The sequence below is a fragment of the Streptomyces sp. NBC_00286 genome, assembly GCF_036173125.1.
Lineage (GTDB): Bacteria > Actinomycetota > Actinomycetes > Streptomycetales > Streptomycetaceae > Streptomyces.
This window is the reverse complement of the sequence record NZ_CP108054.1, coordinates 3141954-3168490: the sequence shown is the minus strand read 5'-3', so window position 1 is coordinate 3168490 and position 26537 is coordinate 3141954. Positions and strand designations below refer to the sequence as shown.

The window sequence follows — 26537 nt, the reverse complement described above, 5'->3', positions numbered from 1 at the left end:
CGGCCCGTAGAACGGTGACTTCCGGCTGCCGACAGCCGACTTCCCGCACCTCCCGCCACCTGCTCGCCGCTCCCTACGGTGACGGCCCTGACCCACTGTCCGAGCCAGACCGAGAACCCGGAGCGGCCTCATGTCCTCATCCATCACCTCACCGACATCGACGTCGGCATCGTCACCGGCATCGGCATTTACGTTTCGTGCCGGCGCCCTGTGCGGGCTGCTGTCCGGCCTGCTGATCGCCCTGCCCGGGCTGGTCGAGGCGTTCACCGGGGAGACTTCCGCGACGAGCGTCCCCCTCGCCCTCTCCACCGCGTTCGCGCTGCCGCTGCTCACCGCGCTGCACCGGCGGCAGGGCCCGGTCGGCGGGCGCTTCGGGGAGGTCGCCCACGCCGTGAACCTCGTCGGGCTCGGCCTGTTCGGCGGTGCCGCGTTCGCCGCGAACCTCGTGCTGTTCTACTTCGACGACGCCGTCATCGAGGAGACCCTGACCGGGCCCACGATCCCCGCACTCGTCGGCTCCGCCGCGGTCTTCGCCGTGGGCTGCGCCCTGTTCGGAGCCGGGATGGTCCGGGCCCACGTCCTGCCGACGATCCCCTCGTGGGGGTACGCCGTCGTCCTGCCGTTGTTCGCGTTCCTGACCTCGCTGCCCGACTCCCTGCTCACCAGTGCGCTGCACGTCCTGGTCGGCGTCATCCTGATGTGGCTCGCGGCCGCACTGTGGCGGACAGCCGGAGGTAACGAGCACCCCGCGGGCGTGATGGGTGCCTATCGCTGATCCGGCGGCAGTTCCGCGAGGAGATCGACACTGGACAGTTCCGCGAGCCGGGCGGCGATCCGCGTGAGGGGAAGACGCAGCCGGTCGAGGTCCGTGCGCATCTCGGCTGCCCGGTCCCAGGTGTGCTCATGCGCCGTAGGACTGGTGCCGTCGGGGCGTCGGGCCTCGTGCTGTTGGAGGGCGGGGTGCCAGTACGAGAGGAACGGCCGGAGGTGCTCGTTCGCCAGGGTGGCCGCGATGTGAGGCAGTACGAGCCCTGCCGCGGTCTCGGCGGCGACCCGGTGGAGTACCTCCCGGGTGGTGCTGAAGAGAACGTGCAGCGAGGTGAGGGCTTCGCGTAGCGAGCCTTGGTCCGGGGCGAGCGGCTGGACGCCGACGCGGGTGACCAGTTCGATCTGGAGGTCAAAGGCCGCGGCGCGCTCGACGGGCCCCGGACCGCGGCGCTCGGCCGACGTACCGGTGAGGGGCTGAGTGGCGGGAAGCGGGGGAGGGGCGGTCGTGGCGGGGACGGCGGCCAGGGTGTGCAGGAGCAGCCGGCGGAGATCCTCCTGGCGGGCGGTGTCGGCGTCGTGTCGCCGCACGGCGCGGGCGAGCAACGGGTGGATGGTCCACGTACGCGACAGGCCGGGGTCCGGGGGCAGGGCGCCGGAGCCGAGCAGGGACTCGACGGCTTCCGCCACCAGGGGACCGGCTTCCCAGGGATCGTACGGAGAGACTGCCGAGAGCACGTTCTCCAGGGTGGACTGGTGCAGCGGTGCCGGGCAGGCCAGCGCGAGCAGACGCAGGACGTCGTCGACCGGACCGTGCCTGGTCAGCGGGCGGGTGAGGAGCGACACCGCGAGCCGCCCGTTGGTCCGGTCGCGGGGCGGTGAGCCGGTGAGCACATCGACTCCTGGGGCGTGCAGCCTGTCGCGTGCATGGCCAAAGCCGGCGCCAACACGGCCCGCGCTCCCGCACGCAGCACGTTCCGCCACCGCACCGACGCGGTCCCGCCGTCCATCATGACCCCTCCCGTTCCCCGCCCCGCCCAGGCCGGTTCCCGCCCGCCCAACAGGCGTACGCCGTACGACGCTCGCGGCATGCGCCCGTCCACGATAGTGATCAACACCGTTGCCGCGCACGGCCCCCGACACGCTCACACATCGCGGTAGGCCCTCGGCGGAGAACGGCCCTGGTCGGCTGAGGGGGTAGGGGCTGTTGCGGGAACTTGTGACACTTGCACGTGCAAGTGTCACAAGTTCCCGCAACAGGGTGCGTCAGCACAGGGTGCGTCAGCTCATGTCGAAGCAGGCCCGGGCCTGGTCGAAGCGGCGGGCGGCCAGGTCGTCTCGGCGGATCACCCAGTCGACGATTCCCAGGTCACCTTCCGTCAGGTCCTCGCCGCCGATTTCGGCGAGCAGCACCCAGTCGCCGGGGCCGTGGTCGTAGTCCGTGGTGGGATCCGCGTTCCAGACCCAGGGGTAGCCGCCCACCTGCACCGATCCGTCCGCCTGCATCTCGTCGCAGGTCTCCCACCACACCTCGCCCAGGTCGCCGGCGTGCGGGAACTCCTCGGTTTCGTAGCCGCGGTTGGGCAGCGAGGGCTCGATCATCAGATGGAGATCTTGGGTGGGGTGGACCCGAGGCTGGTACTCACCGTCCGGACCGCGTTCGGAGACGGGCGTGCCGACCGGGACGTAGACGAGCCGGGACCATTCGCGGCCGCTCCACGGGTCCTCCGTGAACGCGAAGAAGAGCAGCGTGCCGTCCTTCGGGAGCGGGAGGTCCGTCGCGCCGGGCGGGATGGCCGCGAGGTCGACCGAGGCGAGGAACGGCAGGCGAGGAACGGGTTCGCCCTTGGGCATCGGCGGCACCCCGCCGAGCCGTCCGGCCAACGGGCTGCCGGGAGGCGCCTCATCAGCGGTGCCCAGCTTCGCGCAGGGACGGACTGTGCCGAGCCACCGCTCGACCTCGTCCCCCGGTAAGTCACGGCTGCGGGCTTCTTTGCGGAACGGGTCCATCGATCCCATGCCGCAGAGTATGTCAGCGGCGATCATGCCCACCTGCCACGATGAAGCGAACCGATCGCGGACCTGACGACCACCGCCGCCCCGACCGACCCGGCCCGCACCGGCGGCGTTTCCCGACACCAGTGGGTCAGGTGGCGGGACGAGCGCTCCACGCGTTCTGGAGAGCCGGCTGCACATCTTCCCCGAGAACGCCGTGCGTCGTCCCGCCCGGCAGGGTGGGCAGCTCAGCCCAGTGAGTCACGGTTTCACCTTCATCAGAGCCGAGGCCGTAGGGGAAAAGGACAAACCCGTCGGAGTCGACGAAGCAGTCCCTGTGCTGTACCCCGTCCTCACTGAAGTGCCGATTCTTGAACACCATTGGCCTTACGAGCCAAAATTCCTCACCCAACGCCGCATCGGACTCGGTGGCGCTGTCAACCGGATACCGGCCCATGGTCGCTGCCGCCACCGGTGCACCGCTCGGAGGCAACCCCTCACGTGCGTCAACCCACGTCACCACGGTGTTCAGACGCGTCATCTCCACCTTCACCCAAGCACTCGGCACATCGTCTTCTGGCCCTGAGCCGGAGCATCAGCAAGTGCACTGACCCGACCTCGGCATCTGGAAAGACGGACTGACCCTCACGAGGGTTGCTCGAGCCGGAACGAGCACGGCACCAAACGGCCGCGCCGATCTCTACGCTTCCTTGACGACGTGCCGCGTTCCTCAAGGCCCATCCCGGCAGTGATGCTGTCCGGGGGCGGCCGTGTCCACTGGCCGTGTCGTGCGACGAGCCGCTGTCGGACCGCGGCCTCGAGGTAGGGGAGGGGGCTGGTGGCGGTGGTTGCGGCGACGCGGACTCGGTGGTTGTGGCTGGCCGCCCACCCCACCCGCGGCGTCGCCTTGGCTTTCGCGGTCGTCCTCGCCCTGATCCAGGTCGGCGGCTTCGGCATCATGACGCTCGCCTCGCTGCTGGCCCTGCTCGTATCCGGTCGGCTACGGATGCGGACCCAGCTCACCCCACAGGCGGAAGGGGGAGTCTGGGCGCGGGCGACATCCGCCGGTGGTCCTGGGAGTCGCCCGCACCACCGTCGCCATCGAGCTCGCCACCGCAGCGGTACTCGCGGTCCGCTTCCACTTCGGCTACGGCCTCGGGGCCGGCGTGGCCCTCTACCACGGGGTCTTCCACGGGATCTCCGCTTTCAACAACGCCGGATTCGGACTGCGCGACGACAACCTCGTCGGCTATGCGACAGACCCCTGGATCATTGTGCCTATCGCCGTCGCGGGCGTGCTTGGCGCCCTCGGCTTCCCTGTGCTGCTGGAACTGCTGCGCAGCCGCCCGGCCGTACGGGGCAGAGCCCGGCACCTGCGGCCCCTGCACACCCGCCTCACCCTCGTCACCTCCGCGATCCTGCTCGCCGTCGGCACCCTGCTGACCTGCGCGCTGGAGTGGAGCAACCCCGGGACCCTCGGCCCCATGGAGTGGGGGGACAAACTGCTCAACGGCTTCTTCACCGCGGCCAGTGCGCGCACCGCGGGCTTCAACACCGTCGGCACCGGCTCCATGGAACCCGCCACGCTGCTGGGCATCTGCGTACTGATGTTCATCGGCGGCGGCAGCGCGGGCACCCCGGTGGCAGCAAGGTCACCACGTTCGCGGTGCTGGGAGCGGCGATCCTGGCGGAGATCCGCGGGCACGCCCACGCGGACATCATGGGCCGCCGGACCTCCTCAGCGACGCTGCGTCAGGCGCTGGCCGTGGCGCTGATGGGCGTGGGTCTCGTCATGTCGGGCACGCTGGTACTCCTCGTCGTCACCGCGGTGCTGGCCGAGGCGGCCCTGCTCGAGGCCGTCTCCGCCTTCGGCACGGTCGGCCTGAGCACCGGCATCACCGCCGACCTTCCCGCGACGGGCCAACTCACCATCATCGCCTTGATGTTGATCGGCCGCGTGGGCCCGATCAACATCGCGAACCCCGTATCACGAATAGTCCACGGACGCCGACACAGAGCCGCTCAGCGCTACATACGACTCCACACACGCAAAGACCCCGCACACAGCGAACGCGCTGGTCACGGGGTCTTTGGGCACCTCATACAGGGTGCCCCCGGCGGGGGACACGGGACATGGGAACGAGGGAAGCCGCCGGTCGGGGGCGGGCAGTTGGTGATCCACACCGTTGTCCGGTTGAACCGGTAGCCGTTGAGGCCAGGTCGCAGGTGCGAGTCCCCGGGGGGCTTGAATCATTCATCAACCGAGTGCTGGCGACGGGCGAACTGCACGTGCGGTAGGTGCGGTCGCCGGTGGCACACCGGGCCGGAGCAGGTGGCGAACCGACTGCCCGCCCGTCGAATCCGTGCTGGGGTGGCTCAGCCCCAGGGAAACGGCTCGTCGGCCACGTCGGGGCAGTCGCCGCGATGGACCACCCAAGTGTCGTGATTGTCGGGATCGACGTCGGCCCAGCGCAGCGCCGCCAGTTCGACGGGGAGAAGCATCTCGGCCGCCGGGCCGCCGCACAGCGGCCCGCAGCACCGCACCAGTTCCTTCGATGCCCGGAACGCGATGTCCTCGGCGATCAGCTCGGCATCGTAGCCCGAGGGGATCGGCTCTCCGGAGAGCAGCCGCCGCTCGACCGTGTCCCGCAGGAGCAGCAGGAGGTGCTCCTGCTCCAGGGCACCGCGCTCCCTCCTGACCTGCAGCTGCGCCGCACGTACGGCCACCTCGGTGAAGAGTGGGGTCAGCCATTCCGGAGCGCTTCCTGGTTCTTGCCGCCATTGCCGGGCATGCGCCGCCGTCAGTGGCTGTGTGACACCGTGGGTGCGCATCGCCCGGGCGACGTCGTGGACCTTCAAGCCGAGCAGGTGCGAGACCTGCACGGGACACAATGCGCGGTCCGCCTGCTTCTGCGCGCTGAGCCTGCGTTTCGCCACTTCCGCCCCTGGTGCTCCAGTACTTGCATGCCCCTAGCCGTACGCCCTGCCGGGTTGGCACCTTTCCAGCCTTTCCGTCAGCTGTCCCCCGAACATGAAGCGATCACCCGAACAGGTGAACTCCAGGGCGCCCCAGGGGACTTGATGCCACGCGCGCTGCCGCCACTCAAATCCTTCCCGCTGCAGATCGTCCTTGTGCCCGGTCATAGGCAGCATGGCGCGGAAGTCACGCGGTCCAGCCTGAGCACCGCGTCCGTCTCGTACTCCTCGGCCAGGGCCACATTCACCGCGTCTGCGAGGTCCAGCTCCAGGCCTGCGTGGTCGTGCTGCCGCTGCCGGCCGTGACCACCACCCGCGACCCATTTGCCGTCAGTGCCCTGACGGCCTGTGAGCGGCGCGGGGGAAGGAGTGCTTTGTCCGGGCGAATGGCGGGCGGCCGCCAGTTCCTCGGGGAACGCTTCGCGCCGCTACTCCCGCTGTCGTACGCACGGGTTTGGTCCGGCCCATACGGTGATGGCGTGACGAGCTTCGACGGGATGCTGGAGCGCGTGCGGACGCTGTCCCCGATGACCATTGATCTGCTGGTGGTGGCCTGGTGGGCTGGTTCACGGCGTCCGACGCGGCGTGGAACGATCCCGGCGGTGATCGCATTGGGCATCGGGACGATGCCTGCCCAAGCGACGATCCGGCACGTGAAGTGGAGAGCAACTTGTGGGGGAGGACCACTGTCATGGACTGAGTGGCTCGTGTGTACACAACGGAGCCGGTCGTTCGGGGCGTGCCGGATGGACCGCCACCGTGCTGGATCCGCAGTGGGAGCTCTGCGGTCGACGTTCCGCTTCAACGTTTGGCGGCTTCTTCAGCATCGAATTTTTGATCTGGTAAACATCCAGGCCACCCGGCAGTAGATGATCAGGCGGCCCTGGCGCAGGTCAACTCAGGCCGCGGATGGGTCCGTTGCCGTACAGCCCGCCGATGTCGACCAGGAGGACATCGCGGCGGCGCCCGGCGGCGTCGATGACGTCGGGATGGAAGCCGTGCAGGGAGAACAGGGCGAGGGTCGCGTCATCGGGCCGGTGCCCCTGGTCGGCGAGGAGGACCCGGATGTGTTCGAGGCGCTCGAGGTCCTTGAGCCCACGGGGCTGGATGGTGGCTTTGGCCTCGCCGATCAGGGTGATGGCGGCCCGCGGGTTTTGCGGGCGCTCGCCGGGGGCCAGGGCGAGCAGGTCGACCTCGTGCTTGGTCCGGGCGGCAGGGTCGGCGATCTCCGCCGTGCCCACCGCGCCGAGCGACAGTCCCGTCTCGTCGATGGCGAAGGAGCGGGTCCACTCGCGTGCGGTCTCCTCGAAGTGCGGGCCGAGGATCTTCGAGTGGTACGTCGGCCGGGACGATTGCCACACCTGGGCTCCGCGCCGACGTTCCACCAGATCTACCATGGGCAGTGTGATCAGCTGGTTGAAGCGGATCACCGGGTCCGCGACGCTGATGACCGGGTGCCGTGCCTTGAGCAGGTCCTGTTCCTTGCGGACGTAGCCGGTGGACTCGAGCACCTCCAGCGGGGCGACCATGGCGGAGCGGGAGCGCTCCAGCATCGAGCCGACCTTCGCCGGGGTCGAGGCGCCCCGGGCCACGGCGGACAGCACGTCGTAGTACAGCGTGCGGTGGGTGATCCGCGGATCCTCGCGCAGCAGGTACTCCGCCTCCACGCGCGAGTACAGGGCCCGCCCCGGGTCCAGCAGAGTGCGTTCGACCCAGGGAGGGAACTCCACCTCGCTCTGCGGCACCGGCCCAGCAGCCAGCGGCCGGTAGCCGGGGGCGCCGCCCAGCACGGCGTCGACCTGCAGCGCCACCGCTGGGTCCTCGATCCCCCAGTGGGTGCGGGCGGTGCGGTAGTCGAAGGCCGGCAGGCGCAGGTCCAGTACGGCCCGGCCGCGCAGTGGCTTGGTGCCGGACAGCAGCTCGGACATCACGCTCATCGCCGAGCCGCACAGCACGATGCGACCGCCGGGCGCCTTGCCGGACTGCGACTGGTCGTACAGCAGTTGCAGGAACCCGGGGATCTCCGGGGAGTGCTGGAGCAGGTACGGCAGTTCGTCGATGACGATCAGCGGTGTCCCCGGCGCCCGGTTCACCACCTCCAGCGCGGCGGTGAGCACATCCCGCCAGTCGTCCAGCCGCATCGCCCCGGGCCGCACTCCCGCGTGCGCGGCGATCGCCTCGGTGAACCGGTGCAGCGCGGGCACCCGGCCTTCCTCCTGCACGGCGGTCAGATACAGCCCGCCCACTGCTTCTGTGAGTGCCTCCAGCAGGAACGACTTCCCGTTTCTCCGGCGCCCCGAGACGATGGCCAGTCGCAGCTCGGTGGCTGGATCGGCGAGGAAGTCGTTGAGCAGCGCCCATTCATGATCACGGTCCAGCAGCCGCTCCGGTTTGCCCAGCAGTACACCCATGGCTTCTCCAAATCCGTTTAGGCCAACCCTAACTGATTCCGTATGTCTGAACCTTACCTATGTGCGGCCGTGAGTGTAACGCTTCGGGTGGGCACTCCTGCGGATTCATCTCGCTGACGGTGTCGCCGCTCCGCATGGGCTCCGGCCGGAGCAGGTCACAGACCGGGGGACGAGGTGCGGTGGCGGCGGCAGTCCCACCGCATCCGGCAGACCGGGCGCCTGACGGAGCCGGCGGACTGCGAGAGCCAGAGCCTCGGGGAGTCACCGTCTTCGGGGTGGCAGCCGAGGACCGTGAACTCCATGAGACCCGGGGAGGGGAGTGTGACCCGCCGACGATCCCTGGCACCGGTCGAGTTGGAGGTCAAACCCACCGAAGTTGTCGGCTCGCGCTCTCGGGCTCCCTAGGCTGGCGGAGTATCAACTGCACAACCACAGCAGGGCGGATAAGAATCATGCGCGGCCTCACCGAGGCGAACCTCAAGACGCTGGCCGGTGCCCGTTCCTTCGAACGCGGCCTCGGGTATCTCGACGCGGTGTCGGGGGTCGAGGTGGGTGACGGCTGGGTCACCGCGAGCGTCCACGGCACCCAGCGGTACGAGGTGGAGCTGACCCTGGACGGGCCCGGCGGGCTGTCCGGCGAGTGCGACTGCCCATACGGCATGGAAGGCAACTTCTGCAAGCACCTGGTCGCTCTCGGCCTGACGGTGCTCGCCCAGCGGGAGAGCCTGCCGCGGCAGCGGAAGGCGGCCCGGGAACGCGCGCAGGATCTCGAGGGCTGTCCGCCCTGTCCAAGGCCGAGTTGCTCGCCCGCTGCGGGAACAGCTCGACGAGGACCGGCAGTTGCGGCGCCGCCTGGAGCTGCGGGCCGCGAGCGCTCGCGGGGACCTCACCGCGGTTCGGTCCCGTATCCGTGATCTGTTCGACACCGGCCCCTTCGCGCAATACGAGTATGTCGAGTACGCCGACGCCCGCGCCTACGCCGACCAGGCGAGGCAGGCAGTGTCCGCGATCGGCGCGCTGACCGGCTCGGGCCGGGTCGCCGACGCGATCACCCTGGCGCGGGAGGCGATGCGGCTGCTGGCCGAGGCGGTAGAGAGTGTCGACGACTCCGACGGCTGGCTCGGGCAGATCAGCGCAGACCTCGCCGACGCCCACCTCGGGGCGTGCCGCACGGCACGCCCCGACCGAGCGGGCAGCGCCACGGTGCAGAGTATGAAGAGTGAGTCGCAGAGAACCGCCCAAGGTCGTCATCGAGTACGTCGTTGTGGATGGGCCCGAAGGTGAGCGGCTGGCGATGAGGCAGGGTGAAGCCATTCGCGAGGTCCTCGCGTGGCTGTACACGCACCACAGCTGCGAGGAGCGCAACAAGGAACCAGACGGCAACACAGAGTCACCGCCCCGCCCTCGGGTCCGAGCGCATAAATCAGCGCGCCAAGACGCGCGAAAGCAGCGTTCCCATGTCCTGGGCACCCCCGGGGCACCCACCTGCGCGGAAAACCGGACCGGCCCCGACCTGCGCAAAAGCGGAACAGCTGAGGGTCAGCCAGGAAAACCTGACTGACCCTCAGCTGTCGAGTTACTCCAAAAAGCGCACTGACCTGCAATTATGCCGCGCAGGCGAGTGCCCCCGGCAGGATTCGAACCTGCGCACACGGCTCCGGAGGGCGCTTCACCTCGCGGCTAACGTGCTGGTCAGAGGCTCTATCGCGTCAACTTGTCGGGGATCTGTCCATAAATAGTCCAGAGTCTGGAGACCCCGTTCAAGGCCCTCACCAGGTTCGATGCGGCACCGACGGAAGCGTGCCAGATCTGACGTTGATGGCTCAACCTTGCTGTTGTTGGTGACCTGCGCCCGGAGCGCCCGCTGTGCGCCCTTGCGGCGAGCCTCACTGCGCGTCATCTTCGGTGTTCGTAGTTGCCTCTGACAGTGCCATGAGTGCGAGGGGGAACGGGATGGCGGAGCGCAGCACAAACGTGTCATGGTCGCACAGCGTCTTTGGTGAGTTGGCTCCCCCGTTGTCGAAGCTGATCCCAGAGTGCATTGTCAGGGCGCACGAACGGGCACGGGACGGCCACCGGGGAGTGGGTACGCAGACTCTGGAAGCGTACGGACACGGTCTTCACGCTTCCCAGTACGAGGAGTTGGCAGTTGGGCTCGCTGGCCTTCCAGGCGCTACGGCGGTACGTCTGCAAGCCCGCACGGTGATGGTTGTTGCCGGCCAGGTGTTGTACCCGATCCGCTACGCCAAACGAGACGTACCGGTCACGGTGGCTCGCCTTCGACGCGCGGTGGGCCTCCGGGCCGATCTGATCCGCCGTCATGGTCCAGAGCCCCTTCAAGGTGAATTGGATCTTGGGCTTGAGGCCCTGCAAGAACAGGAGTTCCACAAGGACTTAAGCCAACTCGACCCGGACGTCGGCTTGGTGCTCCTGGCGTACGCGTGTGCCATGGCTACAGGGGTTATGCGTCTTGAGTGGGGAGACGCAGAGCTGCGCCGCGGTGACCGCCACATACTGTGGCATCACCATGAGCCGCTTGAACTCCCTGATGCTAGGCGATCTGCGTAGTGCCCGAGCACCTAGCGGGCTTGATGTATATCGACCCGGGTGCCAACTAGGCGGCGCGACTGCTGTGGGCTGTACTACGGCCCACTCATACGTGTTCCAGCGTGCGCAGCTATGGCCTCAGATGTAGCGTCGTAAGAGGGGCCCCAAGGGTTCAGGATGCGCTACATCAGAAGCGGGCGATGACGATGAGTAGCGACCAAGCCTTCCCACTTGCCAGCCTTTACTTTGGCAAGGACGACGCCGAATCTGACATTGCTGCCGGAGGACTGCTGAAAGCAGGCTTCTTGGAGACTGCCGCCTATAAAGCCGTCCTTGACGGCAGAAAGATGCTCATTATTGGCAGAAAGGGCTCTGGCAAGAGTGCCATCTGCGTGACCCTAGCATGCGACCAAAATCTCCCCTTCCATGCCTGCCTGGTCACTCCAGATGAAATATCCGCTGATGAGCTCAGGCGCTTTGAGCTGCCTGGAATACGTTCACCTCTGGCAAAGGAATTGGTCTGGCGCTACATACTCGCCGTGCAGACAGCGAAATATGTTGTAGCTCACGCCCGGGATGCGCATAGCGAGTCACAGCCTTCATCCGTGGCTGCCGTAAGGAAGTTTCTTCTCGAAAACGGCGAAGCAGATGACTTGAACTTTCATGAAAAATTTTGGAAAGTAATCAAGAAGCTGAGCTCTTCACTTTCGCTAGAAGCATTTGGCGTGAAGGTTGGGGTAAATGATCAGCCGACACCTGGGGGTGCGCCGCCTGAAGGTGTTCGAGCGTCTGGCCAGCTTGATGTACTGGAGGAAAACATCAAGATTGCCTTGGATGAGTTGCAGTGTCCGGATGGGCACCCACCAATAGTGCTGCTTATTGATCAGATCGAGAAGGTTTGGTCTAACGACGAGGATTCCGATGCGCTGGTAGTGGGCCTTCTACAGGCAGCTAAGCATGTGTCGCGTGCGTTTCCCCAAGTCCGCTGCGCAGTATTTCTTCGCACCGACATCTACGACTTCTTGCAGTTCGGCGATCGGGATAAGTTTCGCGGGGACGAGATGCGTATCGATTGGACGCCAGCTCGACTCTTGGAGCTCGTTCGCGCTCGTGCGACTGCCTCGTTGAGCAGGGAAGTCACGCATGATGACCTGTGGAGGGCTGTCTTCAGTGAGCGCGTCGGTAAGGCTAAGTCGGACAAATATGTGATTGCGCGCACCCTCATGAGGCCTAGGGACCTCATCCAATTCTGCAACCTTTGCCGCGACACCGCAGAAAAGAATGGGAACCGGATAATTGAAAGTTCTGACATAATAGAGGCGACGACGCAGTATTCCAATTGGAAAATAGCGGACCTAGTTAATGAATACCTGGTCAACTATCCTTTCCTTGGGGATCTTTTTGTCCTTTTTCAAAACACGGGCTATCTATTCTCTCGAAGGACCCTCGCGAGTCGCTTTGAGGCCATGCAAGCTTCATTTGTCGGACGTTATCCGCAGTTTAGCAGTGCACTTACCGTCGATGGAATCCTGGACGTGCTTTACGCGGTAGGGTTTATAGGAGTTCGACGCAGGGGTGCCATTGTCTACTCATATGAGGATCCTGATCGCATCGAGCCGCACGAGACAAATTTGGTGCTACATCCCTGCTTCCGAGAAGCTCTGCGATCTGTCTCTGCCGCTGATCTGCACCCCTATCGTCCTACTATTGTGGGTGAACGATTTATATCCCAGCGTCGTAGCCGCGCGGGCTCTCCAGTACTCCGTGGTAGCGCAGGGTTTGAAGCCGCAGAATCCCTAATCAAGGGCTGCAAGCGGGTTCGAGCTGTCGTGGGATCGTCAAACCTTCCGCCCGAGATTGCCGAAGAGATATACGGCAACTTGGATCTGCTTCTCCGGGATCTCGATACTTCGTTTGTAGGCCACGATGACTTCGCGTTGTTGCTTGACTTGATACCTAGGGCTCAGGAATTTTTTAGCGAGTTGGCGGCTCGCTTGACGGAAACTGACTTGATAGAAGATGCCTCGAAGGCCAGAGTGGCAAGGACGCTGCTTGACGTGTCCGATCGAGTAAGACATGACGCATCGGGTTGGGCAAGGCGGTACGCTTAATGGACTTCATTTGGCTGGCGTTGGATGGCCGTTCAGGGAATCGCTCCATCTCTTTCCCCCAACGAGCCCTGGCATGACCCCCGGTCGGTGGAGCGACTTTGGCCGGGAGCTGCTTTGGCGCGAGTGATCATGGCCCCTTAAGCTTCCGGCGAGTCGGGCAGTCTGTGGACCTGCCCGTTAAAGCACGACGTTGGGGCCATGATCTTCGAGGCTCGCGCCAAAGTGGCTGGCTAAAGTCGTGGAGCCGACCGCCCCAGCCACGACGGGGTTTCTCCCCCTCTCATGGTCGCGCTCGCCGGCCGGTGGCCTGGTGTGGGATCAGCGGGCCGTATGAACGCCCGCGCATCTGGCAGCGTTGGCCCGCATGCCGCCGCCACCATGATCCGGCCTCTTTCGGTAACACAAAGCATCTGTGGCCTGCACCGTTGGGGATCACCGTTCGTCCCCGTGCCCGTGTTGGAATGTGGCCGCTGCGTGCGGCGACGGGCGGGCGGTGACGTGCGCCGGTGGCGAAGACATGGAGGCGGCGCGGCGGCGACCGACCGGCGCCGCCGCGCTTGGCGCGGCCCTCGGTTTGATCCGACCTAACGGTGTTAGGCAACCGGGTGGAAAGGGGTGCGTGGTGGCCCCGGAAGCGGGGCGCTGAGGTCTAACTGCGGTTGGATCTTTCCCCTCCCGAGGCCGGTCGTGGTGGCGGCGGCATGCTGGCCGCGAGCGGCCGTTGATGCGCTTGGGCGGAGTCCGCGGCGGCCGGGTTGGCGATGATCGACAAGCGCCGTCGGCCGCCGGATGAGCGAGCGCAGCGAGCCTTGATGAAGTAGGGAAAGTCTGACCGCGTGCTCTATGCGGCAGCCGGATCAGGCGTCTGGCCGTGTTCGAGATAGACCGGAGCTGCGGCCGTGCGGGCATCGATCGCCGCATGGATGCGTCGGGCAAGTCGCGGGATGGTGCGCTCGTTGATCTCTGCGGGCGCGAGGAACGCGAAGCTCGTCAGCTCGTCCGGTTGGAGGGTGATCCTGGCCAAGTCCTCGGGCGTGAGCCGGCTCCCCTCGAAGAGGTACAGGATCTTGTCGCCTTCGCTTCTGTTCGGGGCCCAGTCGACGGCAAGGAGTCGGCCCAGACGTGGAGTGATCCCCAGCTCTTCGCGCACCTCGCGCGCGGCAGCTTGCAACGGGGACTCGCCTGTCTCCACGTACCCGCCGGGGATGTCCCAGTAGTCCTTGTAGGACGGCTCGACCATGAGGACGCGTCCGGCCTGATCAAAGAAGAGCGCACCCGCGGCCACACGCGGATGCGCCATCTTCGCTTCGTGCTCGTTGGCTGCCATGCAGTCGAGCGTACCTACGTCATACGACGTGCAAGCGCTGGGCCAGGTCGGCAAGACTCGGGCTTGGCCGGCCCCGCTGGTTCCGCACCCATGTCAGGACCAGTTCACGGGCGAGATAGTGGCTGCGCACCTGTTCAGGGGCCCAGCTCTCGGCTTCGAGCAGCGTGGCGAGCGCGTCGTCTGTGCGGTTGCTGAGGCTCAGCGCGCGGGCTACTTCGATGTTGTGCCGTGTACGACGCTCGGTCGGTAGACCGCTGGTGTCGATCTCCGGTCCGAGATCCATCGCGACTTGCACGTCTCCCAGCTCGGCAGCCGTGGCGACGCGGTGGATTGCGACGTTGGTCGGCCCGAATGCGGTCCACATGTGATTGGCGTCAGCGCCGAGCTGCTGGGCGACGCGATCGGCCTGGTCGAGGAAGTCTCGGGTAGCTGCGCGATCATCGGCGCGGGCGGCGGCCATCGATCCGGTGAGGAAGAGCGTTCCGTAGATCGACAGGAACCCCGGCGACACGTCTACTCGGTCGAGCTGGGGACGAAGGTAGTCGGCTGCGTCGCTGACGAGTTGGACGGCTGCACCGAACCGGCCGTTGGAGAGCAGGCAGTGAGCGACTGATCGGAACAGAGACCCGGTCACGACCGGATTCCCCGTCTGCTGAGCCGAGTTAAGTCCACGGTCGGCAGCGATCCATGCAAGGTCAGTTTCGCCGAGCTTGGTGAGCACCATGGCCGCGCCCTGGTAGGTCAGGGCGGTGAGATCATGGGCTGTCTCCTGCTCTTGGCCGTCGTACGACTGCGCCGCGATGAGCGCATCCGTCAGAAGAAGAGGCAGGCGGTGGGTCGCGAAGCCGAACCGGGAGTCTTGGTACGCCTCCCAGACCTCGATCACGTTCGTACGCAGTTCACCGAGCGGCGTCGGCTCGCCCTCGGTCGGCACGCCCAACAACGGAGTGAGCTGCCGGTAGTTCATAAGCGCTGATCGCAGGGCGGGTACGGTGCGCGTGCCGCTGTCGGGCGTCCAGTCCATGAGCGTCGGTTCGGCAAGCAGATCGCCAAGGGACACGTCCAGGGCGTCCGCCAGGGACTTGATGACCGACAGTCGGTCCAGCTCCAAGCGGTTGTTCTCGGCCTTGCTCAGCCAGTCGACCGTACGGCCGATCCTGCCGGCCAGAACTTCTTGGGAGATTCCGCGCCGTCGGCGGTACCAAGCGACTCGCTCGCCGATCGTCAGGTTCGTTGTCATTCCTCGCATGGGAAGAGCGTCCCCCTGCCTCTTCTGAGGACCCCGGAAGAATTTTCCGGGGTGTCGTTGCGAACCGGACCTAGCGTTGCTGACACCCGAGGGGTTGTCAGTCCGAGCTTGCGACGAAGGGGGCCAACGATGGCACTGACCCCGGAAGAACGGCTGGAACTGGTCCAGCGGATCAGGGGAGTTGGGAGGGAGGTGGCCGACCTTGAACGTCGCGTCAACGCGATCTCTAGGACTTTGGCCCCTGCTGACGCACAAGCTCCTCAAGTTGATCCATCCGAGCCGTCAACTTCCGGACGTCCCGGAGGACTTCGTCCAGGTGCTCCGTGATCTGCGTGAACTCGGGGCTTCGCCGCTCGCGGTCTTCCGACGGCACGGCGACGAAGCTGCCCTTGCCCTGGTGGGATATCACGTAACCGTCCTCACGGAGTCGCGAGATCGCTTGCCGGGCGACGGTGCGGGAGACGCTGTGATCCGTCATCAAGGTCGCCTCTGACGGGATCTTGTCTCCAGGGGACAACTTCCCATCGTGGATCCGTTGCTTGATCTCGTCGGCGATCTGCAAGTACGCCGCGCGTCCGGTGAACTCGGCCATAACCCTTCTCCCCAGTTGTCGCACCTAGTGCATCACAAGGTGTCGACAGGAGTCGAGACCAACTACTTGACACACTAAGTAGGACATGTGCATTCTGGACTCTCCAAACTGACGTACTAAGTACGTCAAGTCATCTGATCGAGGAGTGAACTCATGCGTCAGATCCCCGTCGACACGAACGGCGCGACCCTGATGGTCGCCCAGCCTCCGCAGGTCAAGATGCGTGACAAGCGCAACGGCGTGATCGCCACCGATGGCGACAACGGACCGAAGCTGATGACCGTCGACGTGCTGTTCGTGATGAACGGCAACGCCGAGGTCGTGACCATCACGGTCGCCGAGCCGGACATCTCCGGTGAGCTGGAGATGGGTACCCCGGTGGCGCTCACCGGGCTGATCGCCCGGCCGTGGGAGAACGAGTTCAACGGCCAGAAGCGGCACGGCATCAGCTTCCGCGCGGTCGCGGTCACCTCGCTCGCGGCCGGCGCATCGAAGCCGAAGGCGGCCTGATCATGACGCGAGTACTGATCGCGCTGGCGATCGTGGCCGGGCTGGCACTGCTGCTGAAGTGGCGCCGCCCCGCCTGGTACTGGCTGACCTTCGGCATCGCGTTCTCCGTCCTGCGCATACGGCTGCGGTATGCGGCCGTGATGGACGCCTGCCACCTGACCGTTCCGGCCTCCCGGTGGCGGCTGGCACTGGCCCGCTGGTCCAAGCGGCCGGCTCCGCAGCAGCGGGTGCCCCGACTGCTGTGGATCAAGCCGACACGGACCGGGGTCCGGCTGCGGATCAAGATGTGGCCCGGCCAGGACGCGTTCGAGTTCTCCGCCGCCGCCGACCGGCTGCGCCACTCCTTCGCCGTCCACCAGGTCACCTCACGCGAGATCAAACCGGGCGTCATCGAGATCACCCTGACCGGCTACGACGTGCTCAAGCACGTCCAGATGCCCGCCAAGACCGGCCGTGGCCTGCTGCGCATCCCGGTCGCGCTGGTGGAGGACGGCAGCGTCCACTACCGCGACTACCGGGAGGTGCCGCACTCGGTGACGGTCGGCGCCACCCAGTCCGGCAAGTCCGTCTTCCAGCGCACCGTGATCAAAGAACTGGCCGCACAACGCGTGGCGCTGGTCGGCATCGACTGCAAGACGATCGAACTGAGCCCGTTCGCCCGTCGGCTGTCCGCGCTGGCCGACAACCCCGACGATGCGGCCGATCTCCTCGAAGCGCTCGTGTCGAGGATGGCGGGCATCTACGACGTGATTCGCCGTGAGCAGCGGATCAGCGCGGACACCCCGGATGCGGAGATCGCCGCGAACATCTGGGACCTGCCCGAAGCGCTGCGCCCGGTGCCGATCGTGGTCACGATCGACGAGATCGCCGAACTCGCCATGAGCAGCAAGCGGAACGATCCGCGCCGGGACCGGATCATCACCGCCCTGATCCGCCTCGCCCAGCTCGGCCGCGCGGCCGGCATCTTCCTGGACCTCTACGGGCAGCGCTTCGGCTCCGAACTCGGCGACGGCATCACCATGCTGCGCGCCCAGTTGACCGGTCGGACCGTGCACCGCGTCAACGACGAGTCCACCGCCAAGATGGCCTTCGGGGACATCTCCCCGCACGCGGTGTTCGCCGCTACCCAGATCCCCAACACGCGCCGGGGCATGGCCGTGGTCGGCTACTCCACCGGTGAATGGACCCGCATCCGCACCCCGCACACCTCTATGCGGCAAGCCGTGTCCGCCTGCAACCGGTACGCGCACCTGACCCCAGAACTGCCGGAGTTGGCCCGCTTCAGGCCGGTGGTTGATCTCGCGCCCGTCGAGGCGCCTGCGGTGGCCGAAGCCGCCTGAACCATCCCCGCTCACCGGTCGGCGTGACCGCCTCGCGCCACGTCCCTACCCGAGCCATGCCCGAAACCGGAAGGAGACCGCGATGTTCTGCGAACACTGCGGCGACACCAACGGCGAAGAGACCGGCATCGACCACGACGAACGCGACTGCCCCTGGTACGACGACGCAGGCAGTTGGACCGCAGACGAACTGGAAGCCGTCCTGAGGGAGACCGCAGAGGGCAGCCCGCACCGGACGGCCGCAGTCGAGCTGCTCACCGCGCACGGGGTCTGGCTGCCCCGCCTCGCCGAGCGCGAAGACCTGATGGCGACCGATGCCGAGACGAGTGAGGTGTACGACCTCGACTGGGCCGCGCTCGCCGAAGCCGCGAACGGCGCGCAGTTGGCCGCCTCCGGCAGTGAACTGGGCATCCTGGCCATCGCCGCTTCGCTGGCAGACAGCAGTGTCCCGGTGCGCCTCGGTGACGCGCTCAGCAGTCTGGACGCCACCAACCTCGACCGGGTGCTGACGGCCATCGCCACCGCCAACGGTCGCCCCGAGGCCGGTGAGCGGCATGTGTGAGCACTGCGAGGACTTCCACCGCACCGTAGTGATGCTCGGCTCTGTGGTCCTGTACGCCGAATGCCCCGGCGCCGATCAGGACTTCGCGGACGTGGTCGGCGGCGCTCTGGCCACCTCGCTGCCGGAGCCGCCGCCCGGCCTCGTCCCGCCCGGCCCCGACGAGGGCCCCGAGTACCCCGGCCAGGGGTGGTGACCATGGCCGTTCGCAAGCGTCCCGCCCGCAAGCCCCCGGCGCCGAAGAAGTGCGAGCCGTGCAACGGCACCGGCGAAGTCACCCGCACGGTCCGCGTCGGCCGCAAGCAACGCGTCGTCGGCCAACAGGCCGGCATTTGCCTCGCCTGCTTCGGCTCCGGCGAAGCCACCGACTGAACCCCACCAGGGGCCGGGCGGCCGGACACCGCTCCCCGCCCCGCCCCTGGCCCAACACCCCTGAAGGAGGTGAGGACATGACCCGCTCGATCCGCCCGGACGCCGTGCTCGTACAGGCCGTGATTGCCGGGGCCCTGTCCTTCGCCCACCTGCACGACCTGGCCGCCGCCGCCGGGCAAGACGGCTGGAAGGCCTGGGCCTACCCGATCAGCGTTGACCTGCTCTTGGTCGCCGCATGGCGTCGGCTGCGCTCGGATGGCCCGTCCCGGCTGGCCTGGTGCTGGTTCCTGATCGCCCTGGTCGCTTCGCTCGGCGCGAACGTCGCCACCGCCGGATTTCTCGACCTCGAACACCCCCCGGCCTGGCTGCGGTTCGGCGTCGCCGGCTGGCCCGCGCTGGCCTTCCTCGGCGGCACGCTGCTGGCCCACTCGCCCACGACCGGTGCATGGACGCCGACACCGCCGACGCCCAACGCTCCGAGCCCCGCACCCGACATCGAGCCGGACCCTCCCCCCGAGCCGCAAGCCGCACCGCTGACCGCCGCCGAGGACGTCCCGGCTCTGCCCGCCGCCGATCCCGAGCCGGTTCCGCCGGTTCCGGCCGCGCTGGTCGCGCACGCCCGCAAGGTCGCCGACGACCACCACGCCCGCACCGGATCCCACATCGACACCGACACCCTGCGCGCCCGTCTCGGCGTGCCCGCCTCGATGGCAGACGCCATCGCAGCTCAGCTCACCTGATTCCGAAAGGAGCACCACCCATGGGCCTTTACCAGATCTGGCGCGAGTTGCACCGCGTCGGCAAGGTCACCGTCGGCACCGCCCACGGACGCCAGGGACAGATCAAATACGTCGCCGCCTGCGCCGCCGAGAACTGCGGCTGGGGCGCCGAGTACGACGACGTCAGCCCCGCCATGATCGCCGCCCAGGGCCACCGCTGCCCGGTCCGCTGATGGGAGATCAGGTCATGTCCGTGCCGCTGTGGTTCTTCATCGCCTGCGTCGGCCTGGTCGGCATCAAGCTCGTCCGCCCGCCGCTCTGGCTCGTCGTCGTCCTGCTGATCGGCGGCTACCTGCTGGCTGACAGCTTCCTGGCCCCGGCCATCGACACCGCCACCAAGTAACCCCACACAGAAGGGAGTTCAGCCCATGTTCCAGCCCCGTATCCCGGTCAACCCCACCCCGACCGCTCAGGTTGTGCCGGTGGTCACCCCGACCGCCATCGAGCACCACCCCGGAGCGTCGGCCCCTTGCGGCTGCTCGCACCACATCCCGGCCCCCGCGGCCCCGGAGCCGTCCCGGCCCGCCGTTCAGCTCACGCCCGGCGGCGTCGTGGCGGTGGCCGGTGCCGGTGTCGCCGTGGTCCTGGTCGTCGGCGCGGTTCTGGTCTCCATGTTGCTGGCCGTGGCCATCACCGGCGCCTCGCTCGCTATCTGCGCCCTGGTCATCCGCTCCCTGATCACCACCGACGCGAAGCGACGCTGACCGGCCCCCGGAGCGGCCTCGGTCGCCAAACTTCCGCCGCTCCGGGTGCCGTCCCTGCCCGATCCCACTGAACCGGAAGGAACCTCCATCATGTCTGACTGCGCCCCTGTCCTGGCTGCCCCGGCACGGACCTGCCCCAACTGCGACGGCTTCGCCACCGCCGCCGTCACCTCCGGCGGACGCGACCAGCACGGCCACCTGCACACCATCACCGTGCACTGCACCACCTGCCACGGCACCGGCACCGTCCGCCCGGCCCGCGTGCGGGAGGTGGCCCGTGTCTGATGTCCGTCTCAGCGTCCTGGATCTGTTCTGCTGCCAGGGCGGTGCCGGCAAGGGCTACGCCGACGCCGGATTCGACGTCACCGGCATCGACCTCGCCCCGCAGCCCCGCTACCCGTTCCGGTTCATCCAGGCCGACGCGATCGACTACGTCCGCGAACACGGCGCCAAATTCGACTTCATCCACGCCTCACCGCCCTGCCAGTTCGACAGCGACTGCCAGCGACTCCAGGGCAACACCCACCCCGACCTGATCGGCCCGACCCGCGCCGCGCTGGAAGCGACCGGACGACCCTTCGTCATCGAAAACGTCCGGGGCGCGCTGCCCAAGCTCCGTACACCGGTGCTGCTGTGCGGCGGCATGTTCGGTCTGGCCACCTACCGGCACCGCTACTTCGAGACCGGCGGCGGCTTCGCCTTCGTCCAGCCCCGCCACCTGCGGCACACCGCACCGCAGGCCAAGATGGGCCGCCCCGTCCCGCCCGGCCACTACGGCCAGTTCATCGGCAACTTCTCCGGCGTCCCCCTCGCCCGCACCGTGATGGGCGTGCCGTGGATGAACCGCGACGGCATCCGCGAGTGCATCCCCCCGGCCTACACCGAGCACCTTGGCCGAGCCTTTCTTACCTCCCGTTTGGAGGTGGCCGCGTGACCGACACCGCCACTATCGCGGGCCTGGCCCCGGACACCCTCGCCGACATGCTGCGGGTGGCCGGGACTCCGGGCTTCGACCGCTGGCAAGACCAGATCAAGCGCACCGGCGGCTGCGCCGACCCCATCCACCTCACCGGCTGGACCCTCACCAAGGACAAGACGACCGGTGAGACGCTGCACCGCTACAGCACCGAGCACGAGCCGGGCGGCCGGCTGCGCATCGCCTGCGGCAACCGCCGCGCGTCCCGCTGTCCGGCCTGCGCCTGGACGTACGCCGGGGACACCTACCACCTCATCCGGGCCGGACTCGCCGGCGACGACCGTTACGAGATCCCGGCCACCGTGCGGGAGCGTCCCCGCGTCTTCGCCACCTTCACCGCCCCCTCGTTCGGTCCGGTCCACAACCGGCCCGGCAACCGCCCCTGCCGCTGCGGCGCCCGGCATGCGGAGGACGATCCCGCCCTCGGCACCGCGCTCGACCCGGCCACCTACGACTACGCGGGCGCGGTGCTGTTCAACAACCACGCCGGGGACCTGTGGCACCGCTTCGTCAAGCGGCTGCGCCGGGAGATCGCCGCACGGGCCGGCATCACCCAACGCGAACTCGCCGACACCGCACGGGTCTCGTACGGCAAGGTCGCCGAGTTCCAAAAGCGCGGCGCGGTCCACTTCCACGCCGTGATCCGCCTCGACGGACCGGACGGCCCCGACGATCCGCCGCCGTCCTGGGCCACCGTGGAACTCCTCACCGATGCGATCCGAGCCGCTGCGGTGCACCGGTACGCCTCGGTGTCCGTGCCCGCTGCCGGTGACGAGCCGGCTCGTACCTTCCAGTGGGGCGCTCAGCTCGACATCCGGCCGGTGAAGGCGTTCGGCGACGGCTCCGACCTCACGGAGCAGGCGGTGGCCTCCTACGTCGCCAAGTACGCCACCAAAGCCGCCGAGAACACCGGTACTCTCGACCGGCCGATCGGCAACCGGGAGGCGGCCGTCTTGCTCGGCGTGCCCGACCATGCCCGCCGGCTCATCGACGCCTGCTTTGACCTCGAACCGCTCTACCCGGACCGGCGGCTACGTGCTTGGGCTCACATGCTGGGCTTTCGCGGGCACTTTTCCTCCAAGTCCCGCCGCTACTCCACCACCCTCGGCGCGCTCCGGCAGACCCGAGCCGACTACCGCGCCGGCCAGGAACGCCAAACGCTCGGCCTCGACGGCACCGAGCCGGACACCGTGCTCGTGCTCACCTCCTGGCAGTACGCAGGACACGGCCACACCCCCGGCGAATCCGCTCTCGCGGCGTCCATTGCCCGCGATCTCCAGCTCAACCGCGAAACCGCCCGCGAAGCCCTACGTGACGAACTCACCTTGGAAGGAGAACCGGCGTGAAAGACGAGCTGATGACCGTTCCGGAAATCCTTGCTGAGCTCAAGGGAGTCTCACGACGGACCTTCTATCGCTGGCGCGAATTGGGGCAGGCTCCTCAGGCTTTCAAGCTGCCCAATGGTGAACTGCGGGTGTGGCGGAGCGACTTCATGGCGTGGCTGAACAGCCGAGAGAGGGCAGCGGCATGAAGTCACTCGACGTAAAGGTCTGGGGCGTTCGGAAGAGGAACACCAAGAAACCGTCCTATGACGTCAGGTGGATCGTTGCCGGGAACGTGTGCTCCGAGCAATTCCGCACCAAGGGACTTGCCGACAACTACCGTTCCAAGCTGCTCCGTGCAATGCGCGATGGCGAGGAATTCGACACGGCGACTGGGCTGCCTGACTCGATGGTCGAAAAGGCGCCCTCCATGACGTGGTACGCGTTCGCGCTGAAGTACCTCGCCATGAAGTGGCCGCACGCTGCACCAAACACACGCGACGGGATCAACGAGGCGTTGACCGCTGTCACGGTGGCTCTCCTCGACGACCGTCCCGGACGGCCAGCCGACAATCTGCTCAGGAAGGCGCTTCGCAACTGGGCCTTTGTCCTCCCCGGCCCTGATGACCGCGAGTTGCCGACAGAGATCGCGAACACGCTGCACTGGGTGGCCAAGGCGTCGCGTCCGCTCTCGGACCTCACTGATGCAGCACTCGGCCGCGCCGTTCTCGACTCCCTGAAACTCAAGCTCGACGGAACGGCGGCTGCGGCGGAAACCGTACGGCGCAAGCGGCGGACGCTGGTCAACGCGATGCACTATGCGGTGGATCTCGGTGAGTTCAAAGAGAATCCGATCACTGCGGTTCGCTGGAAGAAACCGAAGGTGGTCAAGGAAGTAGATCCCCGAGTCGTGGCCAACCCCGAACAGGCTTGCGCTCTGCTGACTGCGATCTCGTACGTTGGTGGATATGGCCGTGCGCGTGGCCGTCGACTCGTCGGGCTGTTCGCCTGCATGTATTACGGCGCCTTTCGCCCGGCTGAGGCTGTCGGCCTCAAAGAGGCGGACCTGAAGCTGCCGGAAACGGGTTGGGGAACCGCTCTGCTGAACCGCACTCGCCCCAGTGTCGGCAAGCGATGGACCGACTCGGGAGAGACGCACGATGACCGCGGGCTCAAGAACCGGCCCGTCGAAGAGGTCCGGCCCGTACCGATCCCGCCCCAGCTCGTGGCGATCCTCCGGGACCACCTCGACACCTTCGGCGCTGCGCAGGACGGGCGGCTGTTTACCAACGAGCGCGGGGGAGTGGTCGGCTCGTCGACGTACTACCGCGTCTGGCAGGAGGCTCGCGCACTGGCACTCCCGCCGGCCGTTTTCGCCTCGCCGCTCGCTGCCCGCCCGTACGACCTGCGGCACTCGGCGCTGTCGACCTGGCTCAACTCCGGCGTCGACGCGACCGAGGTTGCCGAGCGTGCGGGGAACAGCGTCGAGGTCCTGCTGAGCCGCTACGCGAAGTGCATCGACGGACGACAGGAGATCGCCAACCGCAAGATCGAGGAGCTGTTGCGCGAGTACGAGTGACGACCGCGCGTGAGTAGCGTGTGAGCCGAGCTAGGCTTCAGGCCCCTGGATTCGTCCGGGGGCCTTCGCCGTTCCTGGGGCTGACCAGGGTAGATGCCTCAAGATCCTGTCCACGAATAGTCCACGGGCGCCGACACAGGGCCGCTCAGGGCTGCATACGGCTGCACACACGCAAAGACCCCGCACACAGCGAACTCGCTGGTCACGGGGTCTTTAGGCACCTCAGAAAGGGTGCCCCCGGCAGGATTCGAACCTGCGCACACGGCTCCGGAGGCCGTTGCTCTATCCCCTGAGCTACGGGGGCGTGTCGGGCGCGGTGTGTGCGGCGACGGGTAGAACCCTACCAGCTCTTTCGGGGGGTACAGGAACCGGTTTTGGGGTGGGGGTGCGGGGTCGCGGGCGGGGTGGAAGTGGGGAAAAGCCGGACGCGGGCGGGGGTGCGGACCTAGTCTCGAGTTGTGCCAGGCGCGTCGGGTCGGGTGCTTGTTGTGGACGACAACAAGGTCATCCGGCAGTTGATCAGGGTCAACCTCGAGCTGGAGGGCTTCGAGGTCGTGACCGCGGCTGACGGTGCCGAGTGTCTGGATGTCGTTCATCACGTGCGGCCCGATGTCGTCACCCTCGACGTGGTGATGCCCAGGCTCGACGGGCTGCGCACCGCCTCCCGGCTCCGTGCCGATCCGCGGACCCGGAATCTGCCCCTCGCCGTCGTGAGCGCCTGTTCGCAGTACGAGGTCGAGAGTGGGCTCGATGTGGGGGTGGACGCCTTTCTGGCCAAGCCCTTCGAGCCTGCCGAACTCGTCCAAGTCGTACGGCAGTTGATGGAGCGGCGAGGGGGTGGGCGGCAAGGTGGTGGAGCGTCCCTCGGGAGTCCGCTCGGGCCTTCGGGACCCACCGGCGGGACCGAGCGCGCGGAGCGTGCGGGGCGCGCCGGCGGTTGAGGGGGAAGTGAGAGGGAGGGGTGACGGTCCAGCCCCGGCGGGTCGGCGCTCCAAGAATTCGTACGCTGACGCCCTGGACCAGTGCCCTCCACGTCTCCCGTCCACATCCCGGACCCTCCCCAAATCAGCTCGCTTGCCCACCCCCCTCCTCCCATACGCTTGTCCCCGTGACCCCCGTCGAGCTCTCCCGTACCGTCCTGTGCGCCGTGCGCCGTGCCGTGGACGCCGGTGAGCTCAGTGTGGCCGTGCCCGCGCGGGCCGTGGTGGCGCCGCCGGGGCCCGGAGGGTGTGGGGACTACGCCACGAATGTCGCCCTGCAGCTGGCCCGGCCCGCCGGGCGTCCGCCGCGTCACGTCGCCGAGATCCTGCGGCCGCTCATCACCGAGGCCGAGGGCGTCGCAAGCGTCGAGATCACCGGGCCCGGCTTCCTCAACATCACGCTCGACGGTGGAGCGGAGGCCCTGGTCAGGGACATCTTGCGGCGCGGCCATCGGTACGGGCACGCCGAGGAGCCGAGCGGGCAGGTCGTGCGATTGCACCACCCCTGCGAGGTGCGGGCAGCGGTCACTGGGCAGGTGCTCGCCCGCATCCTCCGCTCACAGGGCGCCCTCGTCCACACGTCCTGCGAGGCCGAGCCGGACCCCGCACGGGCCGAACCCCTCGGAGTGACCGTCGACACCCCCAGCCGACCCGGCGCTCCCGCCCCCGTCGACGTGACCCTCCGCCCGGCACCGGCATTCGAAGCCCCCGCCCCCCTCGCCGTGACCGTCGACACCCCCAGCCGACCCGGCGCTCCCGCCCCTCTCGACGTGACCCTCCGCCCGGCACCGGCATTCGAAGCCCCCGCCCCCCTCGACATAACCCTCCGCCCCACACCCGCCCCCAACGACCCCACCCTCCTAGGCCCCGACGCCGCCCGCTGGGCCCTTCTCCACCCCGCTCCCCACGACCGGCCCCGTATCACCGCCGACCACCTCGTGCAGCGCGAGACCAACCCCCTCTTCCGGGTCCGTTACGCGCACGCCCGCGCCCGAGCCCTCAGCCGCAACGCCGCTGACCTGGGCTTCGGCAGCGCCCCCAGCGACGTACGCCCAGAACGCCCAGAACGCCCAGAACACCCCACCAACCCGCACCACCCCAACAACTCGCACCACCCCAACAACTCGCACCACCCCAACAACTCGTACCACCCCGATCACGCGGGCCCACCCCCCCTCCTCACCGCCCTCGCCGACTACCCCCCGGCCCTCGCCACCGCAGCCACCCGCCGCGCCCCCGACCACCTGGCCCGCCACCTCGTCGTCATCGCCGACGCCTTCCTCCGCTACCAGGAGGTCACCCGCGTCCTCCCCCTCGGTGACGAGAAACCCTCGGCCGCCCACCGGGCCCGGCTGGCGCTTGCCGAAGCCGCCGGGACGGTGCTGGCCGGCGGCCTGACCCTGCTCGGCATCGACGCACCCGAACACCTCTGAGAGAGCCGAA

The 26537-nt window shown here is 67.6% G+C and carries 28 protein-coding genes, 1 tRNA gene and 1 pseudogene; 21 read left to right on the top strand and 9 right to left on the bottom strand.

Annotated features, from left to right (window positions below; genetic code table 11):
• Positions 1 to 130: 130 nt before the first annotated feature.
• Entirely contained in the window at positions 131 to 775 is a 645-nt protein-coding gene (locus OHT21_RS14165) for a hypothetical protein (protein ID WP_328768638.1), read from the top strand.
• Here OHT21_RS14165 and OHT21_RS14160 read toward each other — a convergent pair.
• From OHT21_RS14160 to OHT21_RS14150, 3 genes are all read right to left on the bottom strand, one after another.
• Positions 766 to 1659, bottom strand: coding sequence for a hypothetical protein (locus OHT21_RS14160; RefSeq protein WP_328768637.1), 894 nt, complete (start codon positions 1657 to 1659; stop codon positions 766 to 768). The two genes, OHT21_RS14165 and OHT21_RS14160, sit on opposite strands and share 10 nt — an antisense overlap.
• A gap of 387 nt (positions 1660 to 2046) precedes the next feature.
• On the bottom strand, positions 2047 to 2784 hold the full coding sequence (locus OHT21_RS14155; protein ID WP_328768636.1) for a DUF1963 domain-containing protein: 738 nt from the start codon (positions 2782 to 2784) through the stop codon (positions 2047 to 2049).
• Positions 2785 to 2911: 127 nt separating this feature from the next.
• Positions 2912 to 3301, bottom strand: a complete 390-nt coding sequence (locus OHT21_RS14150; protein ID WP_328768635.1) for an AQJ64_40280 family protein — start codon at positions 3299 to 3301, stop codon at positions 2912 to 2914.
• 526 nt (positions 3302 to 3827) lie between these two features.
• Here OHT21_RS14150 and OHT21_RS14145 point away from each other — a divergent pair.
• Positions 3828 to 4535, top strand: coding sequence for a potassium transporter TrkG (locus OHT21_RS14145; RefSeq protein ID WP_328768634.1), 708 nt, complete (start codon positions 3828 to 3830; stop codon positions 4533 to 4535).
• Positions 4427 to 4966 (top strand): potassium transporter TrkG, encoded by a 540-nt coding sequence (locus OHT21_RS14140; protein WP_328768633.1) that lies wholly within the window; start codon positions 4427 to 4429, stop codon positions 4964 to 4966. Before OHT21_RS14145 ends, OHT21_RS14140 begins: the two co-directional genes overlap by 109 nt.
• Before the next feature lie 170 nt (positions 4967 to 5136).
• Here OHT21_RS14140 and OHT21_RS14135 read toward each other — a convergent pair whose 3' ends face one another.
• Positions 5137 to 5697: a hypothetical protein gene (locus OHT21_RS14135; protein WP_328768632.1), complete on the bottom strand. Its 561-nt coding sequence runs from the start codon at positions 5695 to 5697 to the stop codon at positions 5137 to 5139.
• 932 nt (positions 5698 to 6629) lie between these two features.
• A complete protein-coding gene (locus OHT21_RS14125) occupies positions 6630 to 8147 on the bottom strand; it encodes an AAA family ATPase (protein ID WP_328768631.1) in 1518 nt (505 codons plus the stop codon).
• A 452-nt stretch (positions 8148 to 8599) separates the two neighbouring features.
• Between OHT21_RS14125 and OHT21_RS14120 the strand changes: the two are divergent.
• Positions 8600 to 9332: pseudogene (locus OHT21_RS14120) on the top strand (SWIM zinc finger family protein); the annotation flags it as partial.
• 1562 nt (positions 9333 to 10894) lie between these two features.
• Entirely contained in the window at positions 10895 to 12805 is a 1911-nt protein-coding gene (locus OHT21_RS14115; RefSeq protein WP_328768630.1) for a P-loop ATPase, Sll1717 family, read from the top strand.
• Between the two features lie 841 nt (positions 12806 to 13646).
• Here the strand turns inward: OHT21_RS14115 and OHT21_RS14110 are convergent.
• The 3 genes from OHT21_RS14110 to OHT21_RS14100 all read right to left on the bottom strand — a co-directional run bounded on the left by OHT21_RS14110 (position 13647) and on the right by OHT21_RS14100 (position 15973).
• Positions 13647 to 14132 (bottom strand): NUDIX hydrolase, encoded by a 486-nt coding sequence (locus OHT21_RS14110; RefSeq protein ID WP_328768629.1) that lies wholly within the window; start codon positions 14130 to 14132, stop codon positions 13647 to 13649.
• A gap of 19 nt (positions 14133 to 14151) precedes the next feature.
• Positions 14152 to 15372 (bottom strand): helix-turn-helix domain-containing protein, encoded by a 1221-nt coding sequence (locus OHT21_RS14105; protein ID WP_328768628.1) that lies wholly within the window; start codon positions 15370 to 15372, stop codon positions 14152 to 14154.
• A 235-nt stretch (positions 15373 to 15607) separates the two neighbouring features.
• Positions 15608 to 15973, bottom strand: a complete 366-nt coding sequence (locus tag OHT21_RS14100) for a winged helix-turn-helix domain-containing protein (RefSeq protein WP_328768627.1) — start codon at positions 15971 to 15973, stop codon at positions 15608 to 15610.
• Positions 15974 to 16126: 153 nt separating this feature from the next.
• On the opposite strand from OHT21_RS14100, the gene OHT21_RS14095 reads away from it, so the two are divergent.
• The 14 genes from OHT21_RS14095 to OHT21_RS14030 all read left to right on the top strand — a co-directional run bounded on the left by OHT21_RS14095 (position 16127) and on the right by OHT21_RS14030 (position 24114).
• Positions 16127 to 16483, top strand: coding sequence for an SCO3933 family regulatory protein (locus OHT21_RS14095; RefSeq protein ID WP_328768626.1), 357 nt, complete (start codon positions 16127 to 16129; stop codon positions 16481 to 16483).
• A gap of 2 nt (positions 16484 to 16485) precedes the next feature.
• Positions 16486 to 17823 carry an FtsK/SpoIIIE domain-containing protein gene (locus OHT21_RS14090; protein WP_328768625.1) on the top strand — a complete coding sequence of 446 codons (1338 nt, stop codon included), beginning with the start codon at positions 16486 to 16488 and terminating at the stop codon, positions 17821 to 17823.
• A gap of 82 nt (positions 17824 to 17905) precedes the next feature.
• A complete protein-coding gene (locus tag OHT21_RS14085; protein WP_328768624.1) occupies positions 17906 to 18385 on the top strand; it encodes a hypothetical protein in 480 nt (159 codons plus the stop codon).
• Positions 18378 to 18578: a hypothetical protein gene (locus OHT21_RS14080; RefSeq protein WP_328768623.1), complete on the top strand. Its 201-nt coding sequence runs from the start codon at positions 18378 to 18380 to the stop codon at positions 18576 to 18578. Before OHT21_RS14085 ends, OHT21_RS14080 begins: the two co-directional genes overlap by 8 nt.
• Positions 18579 to 18580: 2 nt before the next feature.
• Entirely contained in the window at positions 18581 to 18754 is a 174-nt protein-coding gene (locus tag OHT21_RS14075; protein WP_328768622.1) for a hypothetical protein, read from the top strand.
• A 77-nt stretch (positions 18755 to 18831) separates the two neighbouring features.
• Positions 18832 to 19494, top strand: a complete 663-nt coding sequence (locus OHT21_RS14070) for a DUF2637 domain-containing protein (RefSeq protein WP_328768621.1) — start codon at positions 18832 to 18834, stop codon at positions 19492 to 19494.
• A 20-nt stretch (positions 19495 to 19514) separates the two neighbouring features.
• Positions 19515 to 19706, top strand: coding sequence for a mobile element transfer protein (locus OHT21_RS14065; RefSeq protein ID WP_328768620.1), 192 nt, complete (start codon positions 19515 to 19517; stop codon positions 19704 to 19706).
• Between the two features lie 14 nt (positions 19707 to 19720).
• Entirely contained in the window at positions 19721 to 19876 is a 156-nt protein-coding gene (locus OHT21_RS14060) for a hypothetical protein (RefSeq protein WP_328768619.1), read from the top strand.
• A gap of 25 nt (positions 19877 to 19901) precedes the next feature.
• A complete protein-coding gene (locus tag OHT21_RS14055; RefSeq protein ID WP_328768618.1) occupies positions 19902 to 20237 on the top strand; it encodes a SpdD-like protein in 336 nt (111 codons plus the stop codon).
• 90 nt (positions 20238 to 20327) lie between these two features.
• Positions 20328 to 20522 carry a hypothetical protein gene (locus OHT21_RS14050; protein ID WP_328768617.1) on the top strand — a complete coding sequence of 65 codons (195 nt, stop codon included), beginning with the start codon at positions 20328 to 20330 and terminating at the stop codon, positions 20520 to 20522.
• Positions 20515 to 21171, top strand: coding sequence for an SAM-dependent methyltransferase (locus OHT21_RS14045; RefSeq protein ID WP_328768616.1), 657 nt, complete (start codon positions 20515 to 20517; stop codon positions 21169 to 21171). The genes OHT21_RS14050 and OHT21_RS14045 overlap by 8 nt, the downstream gene beginning before the upstream one ends.
• Positions 21168 to 22559 carry a replication initiator protein RepSA gene (gene repSA, locus OHT21_RS14040; RefSeq protein WP_328768615.1) on the top strand — a complete coding sequence of 464 codons (1392 nt, stop codon included), beginning with the start codon at positions 21168 to 21170 and terminating at the stop codon, positions 22557 to 22559. The genes OHT21_RS14045 and repSA overlap by 4 nt, the downstream gene beginning before the upstream one ends.
• A gap of 11 nt (positions 22560 to 22570) precedes the next feature.
• Positions 22571 to 22744: a helix-turn-helix transcriptional regulator gene (locus OHT21_RS14035; protein ID WP_328774078.1), complete on the top strand. Its 174-nt coding sequence runs from the start codon at positions 22571 to 22573 to the stop codon at positions 22742 to 22744.
• Positions 22741 to 24114 (top strand): tyrosine-type recombinase/integrase, encoded by a 1374-nt coding sequence (locus OHT21_RS14030; RefSeq protein ID WP_328768614.1) that lies wholly within the window; start codon positions 22741 to 22743, stop codon positions 24112 to 24114. Before OHT21_RS14035 ends, OHT21_RS14030 begins: the two co-directional genes overlap by 4 nt.
• 232 nt (positions 24115 to 24346) lie before the next feature.
• On the opposite strand, the gene OHT21_RS14025 is transcribed toward OHT21_RS14030, so the two are convergent.
• Positions 24347 to 24418 (bottom strand) — tRNA-Arg (locus OHT21_RS14025).
• Positions 24419 to 24572: 154 nt separating this feature from the next.
• Between OHT21_RS14025 and OHT21_RS14020 the strand changes: the two genes are divergently transcribed.
• Both OHT21_RS14020 and nrtL read left to right on the top strand, forming a co-directional pair.
• Positions 24573 to 25055 carry a response regulator gene (locus OHT21_RS14020; protein ID WP_443050363.1) on the top strand — a complete coding sequence of 161 codons (483 nt, stop codon included), beginning with the start codon at positions 24573 to 24575 and terminating at the stop codon, positions 25053 to 25055.
• A gap of 167 nt (positions 25056 to 25222) precedes the next feature.
• Positions 25223 to 26527, top strand: coding sequence for an ArgS-related anticodon-binding protein NrtL (gene nrtL, locus OHT21_RS14015; RefSeq protein ID WP_328768612.1), 1305 nt, complete (start codon positions 25223 to 25225; stop codon positions 26525 to 26527).
• Positions 26528 to 26537: the final 10 nt, after the last annotated feature.

What these genes read in the sequence shown, in the direction of transcription:
- OHT21_RS14165 (WP_328768638.1), top strand. Translation starts at nt 131, where the DNA reads ATGTCCTCATCCATCACCTCACCGACATCGACGTCGGCATCGTCACCG.
- OHT21_RS14155 (WP_328768636.1), bottom strand. Translation starts at nt 2,784, where the DNA reads ATGGGATCGATGGACCCGTTCCGCAAAGAAGCCCGCAGCCGTGACTTA.
- OHT21_RS14150 (WP_328768635.1), bottom strand. Translation starts at nt 3,301, where the DNA reads ATGACGCGTCTGAACACCGTGGTGACGTGGGTTGACGCACGTGAGGGG.
- OHT21_RS14125 (WP_328768631.1), bottom strand. Translation starts at nt 8,147, where the DNA reads ATGGGTGTACTGCTGGGCAAACCGGAGCGGCTGCTGGACCGTGATCAT.
- OHT21_RS14115 (WP_328768630.1), top strand. Translation starts at nt 10,895, where the DNA reads ATGACGATGAGTAGCGACCAAGCCTTCCCACTTGCCAGCCTTTACTTT.
- OHT21_RS14110 (WP_328768629.1), bottom strand. Translation starts at nt 14,132, where the DNA reads ATGGCAGCCAACGAGCACGAAGCGAAGATGGCGCATCCGCGTGTGGCC.
- OHT21_RS14105 (WP_328768628.1), bottom strand. Translation starts at nt 15,372, where the DNA reads ATGACAACGAACCTGACGATCGGCGAGCGAGTCGCTTGGTACCGCCGA.
- OHT21_RS14100 (WP_328768627.1), bottom strand. Translation starts at nt 15,973, where the DNA reads ATGGCCGAGTTCACCGGACGCGCGGCGTACTTGCAGATCGCCGACGAG.
- OHT21_RS14095 (WP_328768626.1), top strand. Translation starts at nt 16,127, where the DNA reads ATGCGTCAGATCCCCGTCGACACGAACGGCGCGACCCTGATGGTCGCC.
- OHT21_RS14090 (WP_328768625.1), top strand. Translation starts at nt 16,486, where the DNA reads ATGACGCGAGTACTGATCGCGCTGGCGATCGTGGCCGGGCTGGCACTG.
- OHT21_RS14085 (WP_328768624.1), top strand. Translation starts at nt 17,906, where the DNA reads ATGTTCTGCGAACACTGCGGCGACACCAACGGCGAAGAGACCGGCATC.
- OHT21_RS14080 (WP_328768623.1), top strand. Translation starts at nt 18,378, where the DNA reads ATGTGTGAGCACTGCGAGGACTTCCACCGCACCGTAGTGATGCTCGGC.
- OHT21_RS14075 (WP_328768622.1), top strand. Translation starts at nt 18,581, where the DNA reads ATGGCCGTTCGCAAGCGTCCCGCCCGCAAGCCCCCGGCGCCGAAGAAG.
- OHT21_RS14070 (WP_328768621.1), top strand. Translation starts at nt 18,832, where the DNA reads ATGACCCGCTCGATCCGCCCGGACGCCGTGCTCGTACAGGCCGTGATT.
- OHT21_RS14065 (WP_328768620.1), top strand. Translation starts at nt 19,515, where the DNA reads ATGGGCCTTTACCAGATCTGGCGCGAGTTGCACCGCGTCGGCAAGGTC.
- OHT21_RS14060 (WP_328768619.1), top strand. Translation starts at nt 19,721, where the DNA reads ATGTCCGTGCCGCTGTGGTTCTTCATCGCCTGCGTCGGCCTGGTCGGC.
- OHT21_RS14055 (WP_328768618.1), top strand. Translation starts at nt 19,902, where the DNA reads ATGTTCCAGCCCCGTATCCCGGTCAACCCCACCCCGACCGCTCAGGTT.
- OHT21_RS14050 (WP_328768617.1), top strand. Translation starts at nt 20,328, where the DNA reads ATGTCTGACTGCGCCCCTGTCCTGGCTGCCCCGGCACGGACCTGCCCC.
- OHT21_RS14035 (WP_328774078.1), top strand. Translation starts at nt 22,571, where the DNA reads ATGACCGTTCCGGAAATCCTTGCTGAGCTCAAGGGAGTCTCACGACGG.
- OHT21_RS14030 (WP_328768614.1), top strand. Translation starts at nt 22,741, where the DNA reads ATGAAGTCACTCGACGTAAAGGTCTGGGGCGTTCGGAAGAGGAACACC.